Source organism: Phocaeicola oris (genome assembly GCF_021295095.1).
Lineage (GTDB): Bacteria > Bacteroidota > Bacteroidia > Bacteroidales > Bacteroidaceae > Phocaeicola > Phocaeicola oris.
On sequence record NZ_JAJLQX010000004.1, the window covers coordinates 1 to 19,619 of the forward strand.

Below are 19,619 nucleotides of genomic sequence, written 5' to 3' on the forward strand. Positions count from 1 at the left end.
TGTAAACCTTTTTATGTGTATCTTTTTGGTTATCAAATAGTTATGGTGTGTTTTCTGTTTCTAAACAAAAGTTAAATAGATACGTTTCGTTTTGCTTTTTTGGAACATTTCGTTTTGCGGATTATACATTTAGTAGTTTTGACCTGTTCAATATCATTTATCACCATGAAAAAAATTATTCTTTTTCTACTAATTGGGTTCATCTCCTTTTTTTCTTTCTCTTGTAACCGGAAGCAAGAAAACACTCAATCTTTTAACCTCAAGAAGATTTCAAAAGAACTAAACGAAGGTTCGACGCTTGTGAAAAGCGATATCTTCAATAAGACAGTTCTTCTGATAACTCCCGACGATGGAAATAAAGGAATTACTGTTTGGAAGAAAGGAGACAAAGAGGATTGGAACACGAAATATTTCTCTTTCGAAGTTTATAATAAAGCCGACTACAGTGGAGTCATTAATTTGGAGTTTTATCAATCGAACAGCAAATCAGAAAAACAAATTGTTCAAGGCGGACAAATTTCAGGAACCGAAGCAGAATCACCTTGGATTTCTTGTTTAATAGGCGTCTTGCCAAAGCTAAAGACTAAAGTTATTTTCCCCCTTTCCTATTTAGACGCGCAAAATATATTCCTCGAACGATTCCCTCGCCAACTGAAAGCTACAGTAACAGGAAACAGATTAGATCCTGCCGACATTTCTAAAGTGGTTATTCGCTTTGGACCAAATGATAAAACAAATTACCGAACTGCATTCGAGATAGCATCCATTTCATTAAGTGAAGAACAACCTGAGCCTTATGAAGCTAACGAACCTATCATCGATAAATTAGGGCAAAGAATAGATAAGTCATGGGGGGGCAAGTTGAAAGACGAAAAAGATTTAATAAACCGAAGCGAAACTATCTCTAAATCATTAGAAGGAACAGAATACCCTTCGAAATGGAGCAAGTATGGAGGATGGAAAGAGAAGAAATTCCAAGCAACCGGTTTCTTCCGTACACAATACGATGGCACTCGTTGGTGGCTTGTCGATCCGGAAGGTTACGCTTTTCTCAGTGCCGGAATTGATTGCGTCGGAACTAACGCAACCGGTCCTTATGCCGGAATAGAAGATTTGTTTGAATGGTTGCCAAACGAAGATGAAGAACAATTCAAGAATGTTATCTCGCAATGGAAAGACCATAAAACAGTTGACTTTTACGTGACTAATCTAATCCGTATTTACGGAAAGGATTGGAGAACGAAATGGGAAAACTTTACAATCAATTTATTGAAAAAGACCCGATTTAATACCATTGGCAACTGGTCGGATATCAACTTCGCTAAGAGCAGTCATATTCCTTACGTTTTGCCTCTATCTGATTTCCCCTCAACAAAAGTAGCTGTTTATCGCGACTTCCCTGATGTCTTCTCGGATGAATATCAAAAAAACGCCGAAAAGTTTGCTCAACAATTGAACAACTATAAAGATGATCCATATCTTATAGGTTATTTCTTACGCAATGAGCCCAACTGGGCTTTTGGCTATCATAATTTAGCGTACGAAATGTTTGCGACAACTCAAGTCTCTGAATCAAAAAAGGAATTTATCCACTGGTTGGAAAACAAATATAAAGATATTAAAGCTATCAATGAGGCATGGAAACTGAATCTTTCAAGCCCTGCCGAATTAAAAGATAAAACATTTAAAGACTATCCTTCTGACATTGCTAAGAATGACTTTAATGAATTCTCTGAAATCATGGTCAAGAAATACGTTGATATTCCTTGTGATGAAGTTGCGAAAGTAGATAAGAATCATTTAAATTTAGGAATGCGATACGCTTGGATTAGTTCCGATCTGCTTTATAAAGCAGGTGAACGTTTCGATGTATTCTCTATAAACGGATATGGAATGTTCCCCCCACAAACAGCAGAAATATCTGAAAGAAGTGGAAAACCTGTCATGATCGGAGAATTCCATCATGGCGCAGTTGACTGTGCTTTACCTGCCACCGGAATTACCGGAGTTATGAATCAAAAAGAACGTGCAATCGCATACCGGAATTATATGGAAGATGGATTCTCGCGTCCGGAATTGGTTGGCATGCACTACTTCCAATGGATAGACCAACCTTATACGGGTAGGTTTGATGGAGAGAATTATAACATCGGCATCGTTACCACTGCCAATATTCCTTATGAAGAATTAGTAAATGGAATGACAGAAACTAACGAGCGCATTTATGAAGTAGCCTCAAAAAGAGTTCCACCTTACAGAGTAGATTTACCGGAAACTCCTGCCATACATTATTAATATATTAAACTCTACTTATATGCATTTTAAACAATTATGCGAATTTGGATTCGGAATAGCGGCTTTGACAGGTTGCGCTCAGCAGAATCAAAAGAAAGTTGAGGCTCCTCTGCCCAAACATCCGAATATTATCTTCATTGTAGCAGATGATTTAGGTTATGGTGATTTAAGTTGCTATGGCGCGACTCAAATTCAAACTCCCAATGTAGATTCGCTTGCTCGTCATGGAATGCGGTTTACTGACGCGCATGCAGTAGCCTCAACAAGTACTCCTTCACGCTATTCGCTCTTTACAGGGCAATACAGTTGGCGAAGGAATGACACAGGCATTGCTCCCGGTGACGCGGGAATGATTATCCGGCCCGAACAAATCACCATTGCCGATATGTTTAAAGAAGCAGGTTACACTACGGGCGCAATTGGTAAATGGCACCTCGGTTTAGGTAATGAAACAGGTTCACAAGACTGGAATAAAGAAGTTTCTCCGGGACCTCGAGACATAGGTTTTGATTATTCTTATTTAATGGCAGCTACCGGCGATCGTGTTCCTTGTGTATGGATGGATAATCAAAAGGTTGCCAACTATGATTCTTCTGCTCCTATATACGTGAGTTATAAAGACTCTTTTCCCGACGAGCCTTTAGGCAGAAATCATCCCGAACTATTAACAAAACTGAAACCTTCACCTAATCATGGGCATAACCAAGCTATTGTCAATGGCATCTCCCGAATTGGCTATATGAAAGGCGGCGGAAAAGCGCTTTGGGAAGATGAACATATCGCGGATACCTTAACAGCCAAAGCCGTCGATTTTATCCGAAACAAAAAAGATACCACATTCTTTCTTTATGTCGGGACTAACGATGTGCATGTCCCACGCTATCCGAACGCGAACTTCCGCGACAAAAGCGGAATGGGATATAGAGGAGATGTCATCCTTCAGTTCGACTGGACTGTTGGTCAAATTATGAGTGAGTTAACAAAAGATGGCTTATTGGAAAATACGTTGGTCATCTTAACCAGCGATAACGGGCCTGTCGTTGATGATGGCTATCAAGACCGTGCTGTAGAACTGTTAGGAAATCATCATCCATGGGGAGATATGCGAGGCGGAAAATACAGTAGTTACGAGGCAGGGACAAGAGTTCCATTCATCGTCTGTTGGCAGGGAAAAGTAGACGCAGGGGAATCCCCGGCACTCTTCTCACATATCGACCTGTATGCTTCCTTGGCAAATTTAGTTGGACAAAAGATTAAAGATGGCGCGGCTCCCGATAGTCAGAATAACCTTGAGGCGTTGTTAGGGAAAGATAAAAAAGGACGTAATTATGTCATTGAAGCTTCGCCTTGGATTCTTTCTATTAACGATGGAGAATGGCATTACATCGTCCCCAGCAAAGGACCGGCATACAACAAATTAACGAATACGGAATTAGGGAACGATCCGAAAGACCAACTGTATAACTTAAAAGAGGATATAGGCGAAAAACATAATGTAGCCGACAAATATCCAGAGAAAGTAAAAGAGCTAAAAGCTGTTTTAGAGAAAGAAATGGCTTCCGGCTATAAGCTCTGACATAAAAGGACTAAAAACAACGGGAAAGATAAAAACGCTCTTACAGCATGTTTAAACGGTGTTTTTACCATTCTATCAGATACAATTCAATTGGTCATAAAGAGATTATACAAAGTGATACGTATGAACTGTTCAACTGATGCGGATGAGTTGCTCGGTTCATGCGGATGAGTTACTCAACTGATGCGGATGAGTTAGGCAATTCATCCGCATCACTTTTTTCGTTCGTATATATCAATGCAATTGTTGTCCATGATCAGTTTTTCCTAAAGCCTTATATCCATCTAAAAAGATACAGCAATATACCACGAGCATCGTTTTAACTCATCGAATTCACATTATAAACACCCAGCTTCTGTTTAGCAAGAGCTCAAAAGTGTAAAATATACACTTGTATGTTGAACAACATATCATGTTCAAAGTCAACAAATTAAAATAAGCATTACTTTTGCGTCATCCTATAAAAAAGAGTCTATTTTAATTTATATAAAACGCTTTATGAAAAAGACATTATTCGCTGCAGGCTTAGCGTTAACCATGCTTACTGCTTGTGCTCCACAACAAAAAAAAGAAGCACTGACTATGTCAGGATTAAATCCTGCTAAATTTGAGACCACCATTGACGGAACAAAACAAGTTCATCTTTACACATTGAAAAACAAAGCCGGTATGGAAGTTTGCATTACTAACTTCGGCGGTCGTATTGTTTCAATTATGGTTCCCGACAAAAACGGTGACTTCAAAGATGTTGTTCTTGGCTTTGACAGCATTGCGGATTATCAGAACGTTCCAAGCGACTTCGGCGCAATCATAGGCCGTTATGCCAACCGTATCGCATTGGGTAAGATTACCATTGACGGCGATACTATTCAATTGCCTACAAACAATTACGGACACTGCTTACATGGTGGTCCTCAAGGATGGCAATATGCTGTTTACGATGCTACTCAGCCCGACTCGACAACGTTACAACTTGCCATGGTATCTCCCGATGGCGATATGAATTTCCCGGGTAACGTTACAGTCAATGTAACTTACAAATTAACAGAAGACAATGGTATTGACATTGATTATAACGCCACTACCGATAAAAAGACAGTCATCAACATGACCAACCATTCTTATTTCAATCTTAATGCCAATCCAAGCGCGGCTACTATGGATGGTATTCTTTATGTCGCTGCAGACAGCATTACCCCCGTCGACAGCACGTTCATGACTACAGGTGATATGATGGCTGTTGAAGGTACTCCTTTCGATTTCCGTACCGCTACCCCTCTGACCGACAGAATAAATGCTTCCGACAACGAACAGATTAAATTCGGTCGTGGCATTGATCATAACTTCGTTCTTACAACAAAAGGTGATGATACTAAACCTGCCGCTAAATTAGTTAGCCCCGTAACCGGCATTTCTTTGACAGTTTATACAAACGAACCGGGTATTCAGGTATATACAGGCAACTTCCTCGATGGTACAGTTACAGGCAAACGTGGCACCGTATATCCTCAACGTGCAGCTGTTTGTCTGGAAACACAGCATTATCCCGATACTCCAAACAAACCACAGTGGCCAACAGCCTATCTAGAACCGGGACAGAAATATCACAGCCATTGTATCTTTAAATTTGGTGTAGAAAAATAATTGTTCTACCATAAAAGCTAATAATATGCAATCTTTAGACTGGTTAGTTATTGGTGTATTCTGCGTGATTCTCATAAGTATCGTTATCTGGGTTATGCGCCAGAAAAATGATAACTCCGCAGATTATTTCTTAGGAGGACGTGACGCAACATGGATTGCCATCGGTGCTTCTATCTTTGCTTCCAATATTGGTTCTGAGCACTTGATAGGTTTAGCCGGAACAGGAGCTTCAAGTGGTATGGCTATGGCTCATTGGGAAATCCAAGGATGGATGATTCTTATTCTTGGCTGGGTATTTGTCCCATTCTATATGCGAAGTATGGTATATACCATGCCCGAATTCCTTGAGAAAAGGTATAATCCGCAATCGCGTACCATCCTTTCCGGAATCTCACTTATCAGTTATGTACTGACGAAAGTAGCTGTTACTGTATATGCCGGAGGTCTGGTATTCCAACAAGTTTTTGGTATTAAAGAGCTATGGGGAATAGATTTCTTTTGGATAGCGGCCATAGGTTTAGTTTTAATCACTGCAATTTATACCATTGTAGGCGGTATGAAGTCGGTTCTTTATACTTCCATTTTACAAACTCCTATTCTGCTTTTAGGATCTATCATCATACTCGTATTAGGACTGAAAGCAGTTGGCGGTTGGGATGAGTTCATGTCTACTTGTAGTGCCGTAACCATCAATGATTACGGAGACAAGATGACCGACCTTATCCGTGATAATCGAGATCCGCAATACCCATGGCTGGGCGCGTTAATCACATCTGCCGTTATTGGATTCTGGTATTGGTGTACCGATCAATACATTGTTCAGCGCGTACTCTCCGGAAAGAATGAAAAAGAAGCCCGCCGTGGTACTATCTTTGGAGCTTATCTGAAATTATTACCGGTATTCATTTTCTTAATTCCGGGTATGATTGCCTATGCCATTAACGTCAAAACAGGCGGCGCGTTCTTACCTTTGGACAATGCCGGCAATGTGCTATCGGATGCAGCATTCCCAACATTAGTATCCAAGCTATTACCTGCCGGACTGAAAGGTTTGGTGGTATGCGGTATTCTCGCTGCCTTGATGAGTTCTTTAGCTTCTTTGTTCAATTCTTCGTCCATGCTGTTCACTATCGACTTCTATAAACGATTAAAGCCAAATACTTCTGAAAAGAATCTGGTTCGTATCGGTCAAATAGCGACTGTTGTAGTTGTTGTCCTCGGTATTCTTTGGATTCCTATCATGCGAAGCATAGGTAATGTCCTTTATAACTACCTGCAAGATGTTCAATCTCTTTTAGCTCCGGGCATTGCGTCAGTCTTCTTATTAGGTATCTGCTGGAAGAGAACATCTGCCAAAGCTGGTCAGTGGGGATTAGTCACAGGTCTCGTAATCGCAATTATCCGATTAGGAGCAAAAGTATACTATAGCATTGTAACTGATGCTGCTCAAACTTGGTTCAAAGCTGTATTCTATGACTTCAATTGGCTGTTCTTCAGCGGTTGTATGCTGATTGTTTGCTTATTGACCGTTATCATTATCAGCCTTTGTACAGAAGCTCCAAGCGCTGAAAAGATTCAAGGGTTGGTATTCGGTACAGCTACCCCTGAGCAGAAAGCAGCTTCACGAGCAAGTTGGAATCATTGGGATGTTATTCATTCTGTAATTATCATAGCTATTACTGTTGCATTCTACTGGTACTTCTGGTAAACTATGACAGACTATTACATCAAGAATACAAAGTTTTATGTCTCTGTAGACTGTATCATATTCGGTTTCGATAAGGGGGAGCTCAAGCTCCTCCTATTGAAACGAAACTTTGAGCCGTCATTAGGACAATGGTCGCTGATGGGTGGATTTGTTCGAGACAATGAAAGTGTAGACGACGCGGCAAAACGCGTACTGAAAGAATTGACAGGACTGAGAAATGTATATATGGAACAGGTTGGAACCTTCGGTGACGTACATCGTGATCCGGGAGAACGGGTAATATCTGTCGCTTATTATGCACTGATCAATGTCAACGATTATAACAAGAATCTGGTGAAGAAGCACAATGCGTATTGGATCAGTACGGATGCCATTCCTGAACTGATATTCGACCATCCGAAAATGGTACTGATGGCACTCAACCAAATGCGTAAAAAAGCATCGGCCAGTCCAATAGGATTCAACTTGCTGCCACCACTCTTTACGCTTCCTCAACTACAGAGCCTGTATGAAGCAATCTACGGAGAAGCTATTGACAAACGGAACTTTAGGAAGCGCATTGCCGAAATGAACTTTATAGAGCGAACAGACATTAAGGACAAGAGTTCTAATACCCGTCATCCGTACCTGTGGAAGTTCAACAATAACGCATATTCGAAGGATCCTAAATTCAAAATATAATTATGTTAGAAACATTAAAAGAGAAAGTATATAAAGCTAATATAGACCTTGTCAAACACGGACTTGTATTGTTTACATGGGGAAATGTTTCGGGCATCGACCGCAAATCGAATTTGGTCGTCATCAAACCGAGTGGTGTATCATACGATATCATGAAGCCAAATGATATGGTGGTAGTCGACTTAAACGGCAAAGTGGTGGAAGGTGATTTACGTCCTTCTTCCGACACTCCTACTCATGTAGTACTTTATAAAGCATTTCCCGATATTGGAGGAATTGTCCATACACATTCTACTTATGCTACGGCCTGGGCTCAGGCAGGAATAGACATTCCTAATATCGGAACGACACATGCAGACTATTTCCATGATGCCATTCCGTGTACTGCCGATATGACTGAAGAGGAAGTAAAAGGATCATACGAAACGGAAACAGGTAACGTAATTGTCAAGCGTTTTGAAAAGATCAATCCAATTCATACCCCCGGCGTATTGGTAAAGAACCACGGACCTTTCTCATGGGGAAAAGATGCCGATGAGGCTGTTTATCATGCTGTTGTGTTGGAACAGGTAGCAAAAATGGCAAGTATTTCGTTTGCCATTAATCCGAATCTCACCATGAGCCCGTATCTGATAGAAAAACATTTCAGTCGTAAACACGGCCCAAACGCTTATTACGGACAGAAAAAGAAATAAACTGATTAGTCACATTAAAATATTTATATCATGAAAAAAGCATTCTCTAATTATGAAGTATGGTTTGTAACAGGAGCACAACTTCTGTACGGAGGTGACGCTGTCATTGCTGTTGACGGACATTCAACAAAAATGGTTGACGGTTTGAATGCCTCGGATAATCTTCCTGTCAAAGTAGTATATAAAGGAACAGCCAACTCTTCTAAAGAAGTTGAAACAATATTCAAAGCAGCTAATAATGATGATAAATGTATTGGCATTATTACTTGGATGCATACGTTCTCTCCTGCTAAGATGTGGATTCACGGTTTACAGCAACTAAAGAAACCTTTGCTCCACCTGCATACTCAGTTCAATAAAGAAATTCCTTGGAATACTATGGATATGGATTTTATGAACCTGAACCAGTCTGCTCATGGCGACCGCGAGTTCGGACATATTCTTTCCCGTATGCGCTACCGTCATAAACTGGTTGTCGGCTACTGGCAAGAAGAAAAGACTCAAAAACAGATTGCCGTCTGGATGCGTGTAGCTGCTGCATGGGCTGATGCTCAAGATATGCTGATTATTCGTTTTGGAGATCAGATGAACAATGTTGCCGTAACCGATGGTGATAAAGTTGAAGCAGAACAACGTCTTGGCTATCATGTTGATTATTACCCAATCAACGATGTTATGAAATATTATAATGCAGTCAAAGAAGCAGAAGTAGAAACACTCGTTGCCGAATACTTCAATTTATACGATCATGACGCTAAATTAGAAAACAAGCGTACTGTCGCATATAAAAAAATATGGAATTCCGCGAAAGCAGAGATAGCTATCCGCAAAGTATTGAAAGATACAGGTGCCAAAGGTTTCACTACTAACTTTAATGATCTTGGTGAATTCGATCAGATTCCGGGTCTGGCGTCTCAACGTTTGATGCAAGAAGGTTACGGGTTCGGCGCAGAAGGTGATTGGAAGTCGGCCGCATTATATCGCACCGTTTGGTTCATGAGCCAAGGCTTGGGCAAAGGCTGTTCGTTCTTAGAAGACTATACATTAAACTTCGATGGCGATAAGAGTGCTATTCTTGAAGCTCACATGTTAGAGATCTGTCCTTTGATTGCCGCCGAGAAGAAGCCTAAGTTGGAAGTACATCGTTTAAGCATTGGCATTGATAGCGATACTGCCCGATTGGTATTTACATCAAAGACGGGTGCCGGCGTAGCAGCTACCGTAGTCGATCTTGGTAATCGATTCCGCCTGATTGTAAGTGATGTGGACTGTATCAAGCCAAAACCGCTGCCAAAACTGCCGGTTGCGTCTGCTCTATGGATTCCACGTCCCAACTTTGAAGTAGGAGCCGGAGCATGGATTCTTGCAGGAGGAACACATCACTCTTGCTTCTCTTACGACTTAACATCTGAGTACTGGGAAGACTACGCTGAGATTGCCGGAATAGAAATGCTTTATATTAATAAGGATACTACCATCAGCAAGTTTAAGAAAGAGCTTCGCATGAATGAGGTTTATTACATGTTAAACAAAGCATTGAATTAGTATGACAGCAGACGCAATAAAGACCATTGAAAAAGGAAAAGCTGTTCTGGGTATCGAGTTTGGTTCTACCCGAATTAAAGCTGTCCTGATTGACCAAGGAAACAGACCTATCGCGCAAGGCAGTTATGAATGGGAAAACAAACTTGTCAACGGATTGTGGACATACAGCATCGAAGCTGTTTGGAAAGGTTTACAGGAATGCTACGCCGATTTGCGCGATGATGTCAAAAAGAAATATAAAGTAGAAATAGAATCGCTCGCGGCAATTGGAATCAGTGCCATGATGCATGGCTACATGCCGTTCAACAGCAAAGAAAAGATTCTTGTTCCATTCCGCACATGGAGAAATACGAATACCGGCAAGGCTGCTGAAAAGCTTTCGAAATTGTTTGCATTCAATATTCCGCTGCGCTGGAGTATCTCACATCTTTATCAAGCTATACTGAACAAAGAAGAGCATGTAAAAGATATCGACTATCTAACTACGTTGGCCGGCTATGTTCATTGGCAGCTGACCGGTGAAAAAGTCTTAGGTATTGGCGATGCATCCGGTATGCTTCCTATCAATCCGATTACAAAAGACTATTCAGCAGAGATGGTAAAGAAGTTTGATGAATTAATTGCTCCGAAAGGATATTCATGGAAACTACTTGATATCCTTCCGAAAGTAGTGCTTGCAGGAGAGGACGCTGGTAGACTGACAGAAGAAGGCGCAAAGAAGTTGGATACTTCCGGACATTTAAAAGCCGGAGTTCCGCTTTGTCCGCCGGAAGGTGACGCAGGTACAGGTATGGTTGCGACCAATGCCGTTAAACAACGTACAGGCAACGTCTCTGCCGGAACATCCTCTTTCTCAATGATAGTATTGGAAAAAGACTTATCGAAACCTTATAAGGTAATTGATATGGTAACTACTCCCGACGGCAGTCCGGTCGCGATGGTTCATTGTAATAACTGCACTTCCGACATCAATGCTTGGGTAGGTCTGTTCAAGGAATATCAAGAATTGCTCGGAGTAAAAGTTGATATAAGCGAAATATACGATAGACTGTTCAATCAGGCTCTAAAAGGGGATGCCGACTGTGGAGGCCTGATATCATACAACTATATATCAGGTGAGCCGGTAACCGGTTTCACCAACGGTCGTCCTCTGTTTATTCGTTCGGCTAACGACAAGTTCAACTTACCCAATTTTATGCGTGCGCATCTGTATGGATCGGTTGGCGTATTGAAGATAGGTAACGATATCCTGTTCAATAAAGAAGGTGTCAAGGTAGACCGCGTCACCGGTCATGGCGGACTGTTTAAAACAAAAGGTGTCGGTCAACGTATCTTGGCCGCAGCCATCAACTCTCCTATTTCTGTTATGGAAACAGCGGGAGAAGGCGGGGCTTGGGGTATTGCGTTGCTCGGCTCTTATTTAATCAATAAGAAAAAAGATCAGTCGTTGGCAGATTTTCTGGATCAGAATGTATTTGCGGGAGACAAAGGCGTAGAAGTAAAACCGGATCCTGAAGATGTGAAAGGTTTCAACAAATATATCAAGAGTTATAAGACAGGGCTGAAGATAGAACAGGCTGCCGTAGAATTCAAGAAATAAACGTTATACCTTACATATCACTTATAGATAAAAAGAGGTTGCATTGAGTTGCGGCCTCTTTTTCTGACTATACCATTTGAAAGGAATAAAATAAGTTCAAAGCTTAATCCACATCAACGAAACGGATGATATACAACACTCTGAAAAGTCATACGTATAAGTCAATCAAATGATACGCATGAGTTGAACAACTCATACGTATGAGTTGAGCAAATGATACGCATCATTTTCTCCATTCATACGCATCACTTCAACGGGACATCAGCATCACAAGATAATATTCATTTTACCATTCATCATCTTCATCCGAAAAAACGGAAATCTCTTACTAAAAAGATACGCCTTTCACTTCATATCCTTAAATTTATCCCTGACAAGCATAAAGGAAACATCTTACTGCTACCATGTTCTATGCCCGTTTTAAGGGTAAAGAAGCTCATTACTCGCAAAAGATATGCCCACCAAGCTCCAATCCTTCAGTCAGACTGAAATAAAATATTCCCTGCATAAAACATACTTTATGTAAAAGAATTAACTACCTTTGTACTACTTTAAACTTATTCATCATGAACAACAAGAATTTAATGAATCACGCGGCTGATAATATTCGTATCTTAGCTGCTTCCATGGTTGAGAAAGCTAATTCCGGTCATCCGGGCGGCGCAATGGGTGGTGCCGATTTTATCAATGTGCTATTTACTGAGTTCTTAGAATATGATCCAGACAAACCTGATTGGGAAGGACGCGACCGTTTCTTTCTTGATCCCGGGCACATGTCTCCTATGCTTTATTCCACACTTGCTCTGACAGGTAAGTTTACCATAGAAGAATTACAACAGTTCAGGCAGTGGGGTTCACCTACTCCGGGACATCCCGAACTTAACGTGACGCGTGGCATAGAAAACACATCCGGTCCGTTGGGACAGGGACACTGTTTTGCTGTCGGAGCGGCTATGGCTGCTAAATTTCTTGCTGCTCGCACAGGGAATCCTACATTTACCAAAGAAACTATTTACGCCTACATCTCCGACGGTGGTATCCAAGAGGAGATTTCTCAAGGCTCCGGAAGAATTGCCGGAACATTAGGTTTAGATAACCTGATTATGTTCTATGATTCCAATGATGTTCAACTCTCTACTGATACAAAAGATGTTGACGCTGAAGACACAGCCATGAAGTATCGTGCTTGGAACTGGAACGTGATTCAGATTGACGGTAATGATTGCGAACAGATTCGAGAAGCCTTGAAGCAGGCAAAAGCCGAGACAAAACGTCCTACTATCATCATAGGCAAATGCATTATGGGCAAAGGTGCTCTGAAAGAAGACGGTTCCTCATACGAACGCACTTGTAAAACTCATGGTTCGCCCTTAGGCAACGGCGCATATATTAATACCATTAAACATTTAGGTGGCAATCCGGAGAATCCGTTCGTTGTATTCGATGATGTAAAGAAACTCTATGAAGACAGAAAAGTTAAGTTAAGAAGCATAGTTGCCGAACGACATAAAGAAGAAGCTGAATGGGCTGCGTCGAATCCTGACATGGCAGTTCAACAAGCCGAGTGGTTCTCGGGAAAAGCTCCGAAAGTAGATTGGAAATCCATTGTACAGAAACCGGGAGTTGCTACCCGTAACGCATCTGCTACAGTACTTGGCTTATTGGCTGAACAAGTTCCAAATATGATCTGCGCGTCTGCCGACCTGTCCAATTCAGATAAGACCGATGGTTTCTTGAAAAAGACTCACTCGTTCAAAAACGGAGACTTCAGCGGGGCATTCTTCCAAGCCGGAGTTTCAGAATTGTCAATGGCTTGCTGCTGCATCGGAATGATGCTCCACGGCGGAGTCATTGCGACTTGCGGAACATTCTTTGTATTTTCAGATTATATGAAGCCGGCTGTACGTTTAGCAGGTTTAATGGAGACACCTATCAAATTCATCTGGACACACGACGCATTCCGTGTCGGTGAAGATGGTCCTACTCATGAGCCTGTTGAGCAAGAAGCTCAGATTCGCCTGATGGAGAAATTGAAAAATCATCATGGAAAGAATTCTTTCCTTGTTCTTCGTCCGGCTGATGCTGAAGAGACAACAGTCGCATGGAAATTGGCAATGGAAAACACCGCCTCTCCTACCGCCTTAATCCTCTCTCGCCAAACAATTGAAATGTTACCCGAAGGCAACGACTATTCTCAGGCTGCCAAAGGAGCTTATATAGTCAAAGGTTCAGAAAATAACCCGGATGTTATCATGGTAGCTTCCGGTTCGGAAGTGGCTACATTGGAAGCAGGTGCCATACTCCTTCGAAAAGACGGAATAAAGGTACGCATCGTATCGGCTCCGTCCGAGGGGCTGTTTCGATCACAGCCAAAAGAATATCAAGAGAGTATTCTTCCAAAGAATGCAAAGATATTCGGTCTGACTGCCGGTTTGCCTGTCACACTTGAAGGATTGGTTGGTGCCAATGGAAAAGTATTCGGATTAGAGTCTTTCGGATTCAGTGCCCCTTATAAAGTACTCGATGAGAAATTAGGCTTCACTGCCGAGAATGTTTACAACCAAGTAAAAGATATGCTCAAATGAAAACAATTGGATTAGCATCCGATCATGCAGGCTTTGAACTAAAAGAGTTTGTCAAATCATGGCTGAAAGACAAAGGATATAACACCATTGATTTCGGTACACATAGCACCGACAGTTGTGACTATCCTGACTACGGACATTTAGTTGCGTTCGGAGTTGAGTCAGGCCAATGTGATTTAGCTGTTGCTATTTGCGGTTCAGGTGAAGGAATTGGTATGACAGTCAATAAACATCAGAGCATCCGCGGAGCAATATGCTGGAAACCGGAGATTGCTCATCTGGCTCGTCAACACAATAACGCAAATGTTTTGATTCTTCCCGGAAGATTCATGACAAGAGAAGAGGCCGTTCCTGTTCTTGAAGAATTTTTCTCAACAGAATTCGATGGTGGACGACATCTTCGTCGTATCAAGAAAATACCATTGATACCTGTTGAAATAAAATAGTCTCTAAAAAACAACAACATTTTGATTAGATTTAATTAAAAGATAAGTAATAAAAGCAAAAAAAGAGGAGCTTTATAGTTTCTCTTTTTTTTATTGACTATATTTGCTAAAGAAATAACAAAAAGATTTATCAAAAAGATGAAAAAGGCCTTACTTATCATATACTGTATGATTATGAGTTTGAACGTGGTTTTCGCCCAAGATGACAGTAAATATTTAAGAGGAGCCGTTCCAATGACAAACGGAAAAGTAGTATTCAGCTCGACAATCAACGCGCCAACATTAACGAAAGCCGAACTTTACAATATTATATTAAACTGGGCAAACAATTATTTTAAACCTGACCCAAATGATAATGGGAAATTAGCCCCACGCGTTATTCTTCAAAATGCTGACGAGGGACAAATTGTAGGATATGGAGAACAATATATAGTATTTACCTCTTCATTTATGTCTCTCGACCGTACTCGCGTCATGTATCATCTTATCATAAACTGCGTTGATGGAAAAGTCAACATGGATATGATGCGTATACATTATTTATATGATGAGAACCGCAACGGCGGACTGAAATATGATGCTGAAACGTGGATTGATGATAAGACAGCCGTAAATAAGAAAAATACGAAACTTCAACCTATCTGTGGTAAGTTCCGTAGGAAAACCATTGATTTAAAAGATGAAATTTTCAAGAGTGCTCAGAATGCAGTCGGAGAATACTTAATCAGTCGTGATCAGAAAAACGCTCAGGCTCAGCAAAAACAAGTTGAAACTCAGCAACCAGCGCAACAAGTCACTATGACTCAAAACGTAACCGATCAGCAAAACAATGAATCTGTGGTTACTCCACCAAAACATAACCCGATTAGAGAAGTTAAACAATCGAATATAAAAGAAGCTGTAAACACGCTGAAAGATGAAACTACAATCACAAGAGATAATACAGCTACAATTGAAAAAGAAATTAAAGATGCTTCCCGCATCACTGTTGCTTCCGAAGGCGATGAACTCACTTTAAGTGAAGAGTCTTGGGGCGGATTTGGCGAAATGTTCGGAAAGAAGGTTTTGTTTATTTTGGTGGACACACAAAAGACAATGGCCAATATGATGTTCACAAACAATGATTCATACGAGATTCGTTTCTACAAGAATGGGCAAAATCAGCCTGTTCAGACTATTAAATGTAAAAAACTGACGCAACAGTCTACGAAAGGTTCGGAAGCAATGAAGATCAATTCAAAAGCCAAGCCGGAAAGTACATATAATATGTATGTCGGTGAAGTTGAGTAAAAGGGGAGACCATAGTGACATGAATGAAAAGCTCAAAGAAATTAAGGCTTTAATTCAAGACAATGAATTAGACACCGCTACCACTAAGCTAAAAGAATATATCTGTAGCAGCCCTCAAAGTGATGAAGCTTATTATCTTCTCGGAAATCTTTATCGCAAACAAGGTAATTGGCAGTTAGCTTTGAACAATTACCTGGAAGCCATCAATCTGAACTCGAATAGTCCGGCGGTTCAAGCACATACGATGTTGATGGACATTCTGAACTTTTATAATAAGGACATGTATAATCAATAATAACTGACTTATGGGAAAAATAAAAGGTGCAATTGTAGTGAATACGGAACGGTGTAAAGGCTGTGGACTTTGCGTAGTTGCTTGCCCGTTGCAAATCATCGCACTTACTACTAAGCAGGTAAATAAAAAAGGATACGTTTTTGCACAACAGATAAAAGATGACACCTGTACCGGCTGTACTTCGTGTGCTATTGTTTGTCCGGATGGTTGCATCAGCGTATATAGAGTAAAAGAACAATAAAAATTTTAATATGGCAGAAGAAGATGTAGTATTAATGAAGGGGAACGAAGCTATTGCCCGAGCAGCCATTAACTTCGGTGTGGATGCTTATTTCGGCTATCCTATCACCCCTCAATCTGAAGTCTTGGAAACACTTGCCGAACTAAAGCCGTGGGAAACCACAGGAATGGTAGTTATTCAAGCTGAGAGTGAGTTAGCTGCTATTAATATGGTTTACGGAGGTGCCGCCAGTGGAAAAATGTGTATGACATCTTCATCAAGTCCCGGCATTAGTTTAAAGCAGGAAGGTATCTCTTATCTCGCCGGTGCTGAACTCCCGGCACTTATTGTGAACGTTATGCGTGGCGGCCCTGGTTTAGGGACGATTCAACCAAGTCAATCAGACTATTTCCAAGCAACAAAAGGTGGTGGTCATGGTGACTACCGTCTGATTACTTTAGCTCCGGCATCCGTTCAAGAGATGGCCGACTTTGTTGGACTGGCTTTCGACTTAGCTTTCAAATATCGTAATCCGGCAATTATCTTAGCAGACGGAGTCATTGGTCAGATGATGGAGAAAGTTGTTTTGCCAAAGCCAAGACCTCGCTTAACAGACGAACAAGTCATCGCTCGTTGTCCTTGGGCTGCAAACGGAAGAAGAAAAGACAGGAAACCAAATATCATCACTTCTCTGGAATTAGATCCGGCAGCCATGGAGAAAAGAAACATTCATATTCAGACAAAATACAAAGAAATTGAAGAAAAAGAAGTCCGCTATGAGGAGATTCTCTGTGAAGACGCTGAATACCTGATTGTTGCTTTCGGATCGTGTGCTCGTATCGCTTTAAAAGCCATGGAGGAAGCACGTGAAGAAGGTATTAAGGTGGGACTCTTCCGCCCGAAGACTTTATGGCCGTTCCCAAGCAAAGCTATCAAAGAGCGCGCTAAACAAGTCAAAGGCATCTTGACTGTTGAGCTTAATGCCGGTCAAATGATTGAAGATGTAAAACTTGCAGTAGAATGTAACGTTCCTGTTGAACACTTCGGCAGATTAGGCGGTATCGTTCCTAATCCGGAAGAAGTAATTGCTGCTTTAAAAGAAAAAATCATCAAATAATTGAATCGTATGAATACGGACAAAATAAGAAACATTCTAAACATGCTATTCTTAGCATTGGCAGTCGTAGCCATCATCCTCTATTTCACAGCAGGATTCTCCACATTTATCATAGTATGCGCAATAGCTATCGTTGTCAAACTGATAGAATTCTTCATGCGATTCATGTTATAAAAAAAGATTATGACAAAAGAAGAAATAATTAAGCCCGAGAATTTAGTTTATAAGAAACCCGACCTTATGAACGACAACTCCATGCACTACTGTCCGGGCTGTAGTCATGGCGTAGTTCATAAATTGATAGCGGAAATCGTAGAGGAAATAGGAATGGCAGACAAAACTGTCGCCATCTCTCCGGTCGGTTGTGCTGTCTTCGCGTATAATTATCTTGACATCGACTGGCAGGAAGCCGCTCATGGCAGGGCACCTGCAGTAGCAACTGCCATAAAAAGACTCTGGCCGGACAGACTCGTCTTTACCTATCAAGGAGATGGTGACTTAGCCTGCATCGGTACATGCGAAACAATTCATACGCTGAACAGAGGAGAAAATATCGCCATCATATTCATTAACAATGCAATCTACGGAATGACAGGTGGTCAAATGGCTCCTACCACATTGGTTGGAATGAAGACAGCGACTTGTCCTTATGGCCGTGACCCTAAGATTCATGGATTCCCTTTGAAAATCGCAGATATTGCAGCTCAACTGGACGGAACTTGCTATGTAACCCGCCAAGCTGTCGATTCTGTTGCTCATATCCGCAAGGCAAAAGCTGCTATCCGCAAGGCATTCGATAACTCAATGGAAGGGAAAGGAGCAAGTCTGGTGGAAATCGTATCAACCTGTAACTCAGGCTGGAAGATGAGTCCGAATAAGGCAAACGAATGGATGGAAGAGAACATGATTCCGTTCTATCCGTTGGGTGATTTGAAAAATACGGACGGAGTTAAACGTTAATGATTATACAGATTGATAAACGATTAATCGAAAAGAAATGAAACAAGAAATAATTATAGCAGGATTCGGCGGTCAAGGGGTATTATCCATGGGCAAAATTTTAGCCTATTCAGGTCTAATGGAAGGAAAGGAAGTAACATGGATGCCTGCATACGGTCCGGAACAGCGTGGTGGTACGGCAAATGTGACGGTTATCATCAGCGATGAACGAATCTCTTCACCTATATTAAGTCGATACGATACAGCCGTCATTCTGAATCAGCCTTCACTCGAGAAATTTGAAAGCAAAGTGAAGCCGGGAGGCATTCTAATCTACGATGGTTACGGAATAATGAATCCGCCAACAAGAAAAGACATCACCGTTTACCGCATTGATGCCATGGATGAGGCCAACGAGCGAGGACTTGCCAAGACATTTAATATGATTATCCTTGGCGGTTTGCTGAAAGTCCGTCCTATCGTGGCTATCGAAAGTGTCATTAAAGGTTTGCATAAGACACTACCGGAAAGACACTACGACTTAATTCCGGAAAATGAGAGTGCTATCCGTATTGGTATGGATATCATAAAAAAAGCTGAGTAAATATTTACCGGTATTAAACAGAGTCGAAACATTCTTTTGCGCTTCGACTCTGTTTTTTATTATCTATTCTATTGCTTCGTATTATTAGCCTATCCTATCGGATTTAAGTATCCATCTAAGAAAATTAATCATTTTATAAGTTAATCTATCTGCTTTATAATAACAACTAAGTGTGTCTCGATGGAAATGCATGTGTCTCACGCAGGTGGTGCACGTGAACCACGCACGTGGCGCACATGTCTCACGCAGGTAGTACACATGTATCACGAGCGTGGTACACCTAATTGATTTTATAAATAAATTAAATCTTCAAATAAAAAACAAATAACACACGTTGCCGGAACATAAAATATGTGTATAAAATGACAATTTTTTGTTT

At 41.1% G+C, this 19,619-nt stretch carries 17 protein-coding genes; all 17 read left to right on the forward strand.

The window, feature by feature from the left end; genetic code table 11:
* The first annotated feature begins 300 nt into the window (after window positions 1-300).
* Window positions 301-2,295: a beta-galactosidase gene (locus tag LO761_RS03280; protein WP_272816900.1), complete on the forward strand. Its 1,995-nt coding sequence runs from the start codon at window positions 301-303 to the stop codon at window positions 2,293-2,295.
* 19 nt (window positions 2,296-2,314) lie between these two features.
* Entirely contained in the window at window positions 2,315-3,871 is a 1,557-nt protein-coding gene (locus tag LO761_RS03285; RefSeq protein ID WP_272816901.1) for a sulfatase family protein, read from the forward strand.
* Window positions 3,872-4,369: 498 nt separating this feature from the next.
* Window positions 4,370-5,515, forward strand: a complete 1,146-nt coding sequence (locus LO761_RS03290) for an aldose epimerase family protein (protein ID WP_272816902.1) — start codon at window positions 4,370-4,372, stop codon at window positions 5,513-5,515.
* A gap of 25 nt (window positions 5,516-5,540) precedes the next feature.
* Entirely contained in the window at window positions 5,541-7,223 is a 1,683-nt protein-coding gene (locus LO761_RS03295; protein WP_272816903.1) for a sodium:solute symporter, read from the forward strand.
* A gap of 3 nt (window positions 7,224-7,226) precedes the next feature.
* Window positions 7,227-7,904: an NUDIX hydrolase gene (locus LO761_RS03300; RefSeq protein ID WP_272816904.1), complete on the forward strand. Its 678-nt coding sequence runs from the start codon at window positions 7,227-7,229 to the stop codon at window positions 7,902-7,904.
* Between the two features lie 2 nt (window positions 7,905-7,906).
* Complete coding sequence (locus LO761_RS03305) at window positions 7,907-8,599, forward strand: L-ribulose-5-phosphate 4-epimerase (protein WP_272816905.1); 693 nt, start codon at window positions 7,907-7,909, stop codon at window positions 8,597-8,599.
* A gap of 30 nt (window positions 8,600-8,629) precedes the next feature.
* On the forward strand, window positions 8,630-10,144 hold the full coding sequence (gene araA / locus LO761_RS03310) for an L-arabinose isomerase (protein WP_272816906.1): 1,515 nt from the start codon (window positions 8,630-8,632) through the stop codon (window positions 10,142-10,144).
* A gap of 1 nt (window position 10,145) precedes the next feature.
* Window positions 10,146-11,744: a xylulokinase gene (locus LO761_RS03315; RefSeq protein WP_272816907.1), complete on the forward strand. Its 1,599-nt coding sequence runs from the start codon at window positions 10,146-10,148 to the stop codon at window positions 11,742-11,744.
* A gap of 566 nt (window positions 11,745-12,310) precedes the next feature.
* Window positions 12,311-14,329 carry a transketolase family protein gene (locus tag LO761_RS03320; RefSeq protein WP_272816908.1) on the forward strand — a complete coding sequence of 673 codons (2,019 nt, stop codon included), beginning with the start codon at window positions 12,311-12,313 and terminating at the stop codon, window positions 14,327-14,329.
* Window positions 14,326-14,775, forward strand: a complete 450-nt coding sequence (rpiB, locus tag LO761_RS03325; protein ID WP_272816909.1) for a ribose 5-phosphate isomerase B — start codon at window positions 14,326-14,328, stop codon at window positions 14,773-14,775. Before LO761_RS03320 ends, rpiB begins: the two co-directional genes overlap by 4 nt.
* Window positions 14,776-14,913: 138 nt before the next feature.
* Window positions 14,914-16,065 (forward strand): DUF4468 domain-containing protein, encoded by a 1,152-nt coding sequence (locus LO761_RS03330; RefSeq protein WP_272816910.1) that lies wholly within the window; start codon window positions 14,914-14,916, stop codon window positions 16,063-16,065.
* 19 nt (window positions 16,066-16,084) lie between these two features.
* A complete protein-coding gene (locus LO761_RS03335; RefSeq protein ID WP_272816911.1) occupies window positions 16,085-16,360 on the forward strand; it encodes a tetratricopeptide repeat protein in 276 nt (91 codons plus the stop codon).
* Between the two features lie 10 nt (window positions 16,361-16,370).
* Window positions 16,371-16,601 carry a 4Fe-4S dicluster domain-containing protein gene (locus LO761_RS03340; protein WP_272816912.1) on the forward strand — a complete coding sequence of 77 codons (231 nt, stop codon included), beginning with the start codon at window positions 16,371-16,373 and terminating at the stop codon, window positions 16,599-16,601.
* 10 nt (window positions 16,602-16,611) lie between these two features.
* Window positions 16,612-17,697, forward strand: a complete 1,086-nt coding sequence (locus LO761_RS03345) for a 3-methyl-2-oxobutanoate dehydrogenase subunit VorB (protein WP_272816913.1) — start codon at window positions 16,612-16,614, stop codon at window positions 17,695-17,697.
* Window positions 17,698-17,706: 9 nt separating this feature from the next.
* The gene (locus LO761_RS03350; RefSeq protein ID WP_272816914.1) at window positions 17,707-17,871 is read left to right on the forward strand and encodes a hypothetical protein; all 165 of its coding nucleotides are present in this window, start codon (window positions 17,707-17,709) and stop codon (window positions 17,869-17,871) included.
* A 9-nt stretch (window positions 17,872-17,880) separates the two neighbouring features.
* On the forward strand, window positions 17,881-18,657 hold the full coding sequence (locus LO761_RS03355; protein ID WP_272816915.1) for a thiamine pyrophosphate-dependent enzyme: 777 nt from the start codon (window positions 17,881-17,883) through the stop codon (window positions 18,655-18,657).
* A gap of 37 nt (window positions 18,658-18,694) precedes the next feature.
* Window positions 18,695-19,240 (forward strand): 2-oxoacid:acceptor oxidoreductase family protein, encoded by a 546-nt coding sequence (locus LO761_RS03360; protein ID WP_272816916.1) that lies wholly within the window; start codon window positions 18,695-18,697, stop codon window positions 19,238-19,240.
* Window positions 19,241-19,619: the final 379 nt, after the last annotated feature.

Excerpts from the sequence above, each read along its gene's own strand:
- LO761_RS03285 (WP_272816901.1), top strand. The coding sequence starts at position 2,315 with ATGCATTTTAAACAATTATGCGAATTTGGATTCGGAATAGCGGCTTTG.
- LO761_RS03290 (WP_272816902.1), top strand. The coding sequence starts at position 4,370 with ATGAAAAAGACATTATTCGCTGCAGGCTTAGCGTTAACCATGCTTACT.
- LO761_RS03295 (WP_272816903.1), top strand. The coding sequence starts at position 5,541 with ATGCAATCTTTAGACTGGTTAGTTATTGGTGTATTCTGCGTGATTCTC.
- LO761_RS03300 (WP_272816904.1), top strand. The coding sequence starts at position 7,227 with ATGACAGACTATTACATCAAGAATACAAAGTTTTATGTCTCTGTAGAC.
- LO761_RS03305 (WP_272816905.1), top strand. The coding sequence starts at position 7,907 with ATGTTAGAAACATTAAAAGAGAAAGTATATAAAGCTAATATAGACCTT.
- araA (WP_272816906.1), top strand. The coding sequence starts at position 8,630 with ATGAAAAAAGCATTCTCTAATTATGAAGTATGGTTTGTAACAGGAGCA.
- LO761_RS03315 (WP_272816907.1), top strand. The coding sequence starts at position 10,146 with ATGACAGCAGACGCAATAAAGACCATTGAAAAAGGAAAAGCTGTTCTG.
- LO761_RS03320 (WP_272816908.1), top strand. The coding sequence starts at position 12,311 with ATGAACAACAAGAATTTAATGAATCACGCGGCTGATAATATTCGTATC.
- rpiB (WP_272816909.1), top strand. The coding sequence starts at position 14,326 with ATGAAAACAATTGGATTAGCATCCGATCATGCAGGCTTTGAACTAAAA.
- LO761_RS03330 (WP_272816910.1), top strand. The coding sequence starts at position 14,914 with ATGAAAAAGGCCTTACTTATCATATACTGTATGATTATGAGTTTGAAC.
- LO761_RS03335 (WP_272816911.1), top strand. The coding sequence starts at position 16,085 with ATGAATGAAAAGCTCAAAGAAATTAAGGCTTTAATTCAAGACAATGAA.
- LO761_RS03340 (WP_272816912.1), top strand. The coding sequence starts at position 16,371 with ATGGGAAAAATAAAAGGTGCAATTGTAGTGAATACGGAACGGTGTAAA.
- LO761_RS03345 (WP_272816913.1), top strand. The coding sequence starts at position 16,612 with ATGGCAGAAGAAGATGTAGTATTAATGAAGGGGAACGAAGCTATTGCC.
- LO761_RS03350 (WP_272816914.1), top strand. The coding sequence starts at position 17,707 with ATGAATACGGACAAAATAAGAAACATTCTAAACATGCTATTCTTAGCA.
- LO761_RS03355 (WP_272816915.1), top strand. The coding sequence starts at position 17,881 with ATGACAAAAGAAGAAATAATTAAGCCCGAGAATTTAGTTTATAAGAAA.
- LO761_RS03360 (WP_272816916.1), top strand. The coding sequence starts at position 18,695 with ATGAAACAAGAAATAATTATAGCAGGATTCGGCGGTCAAGGGGTATTA.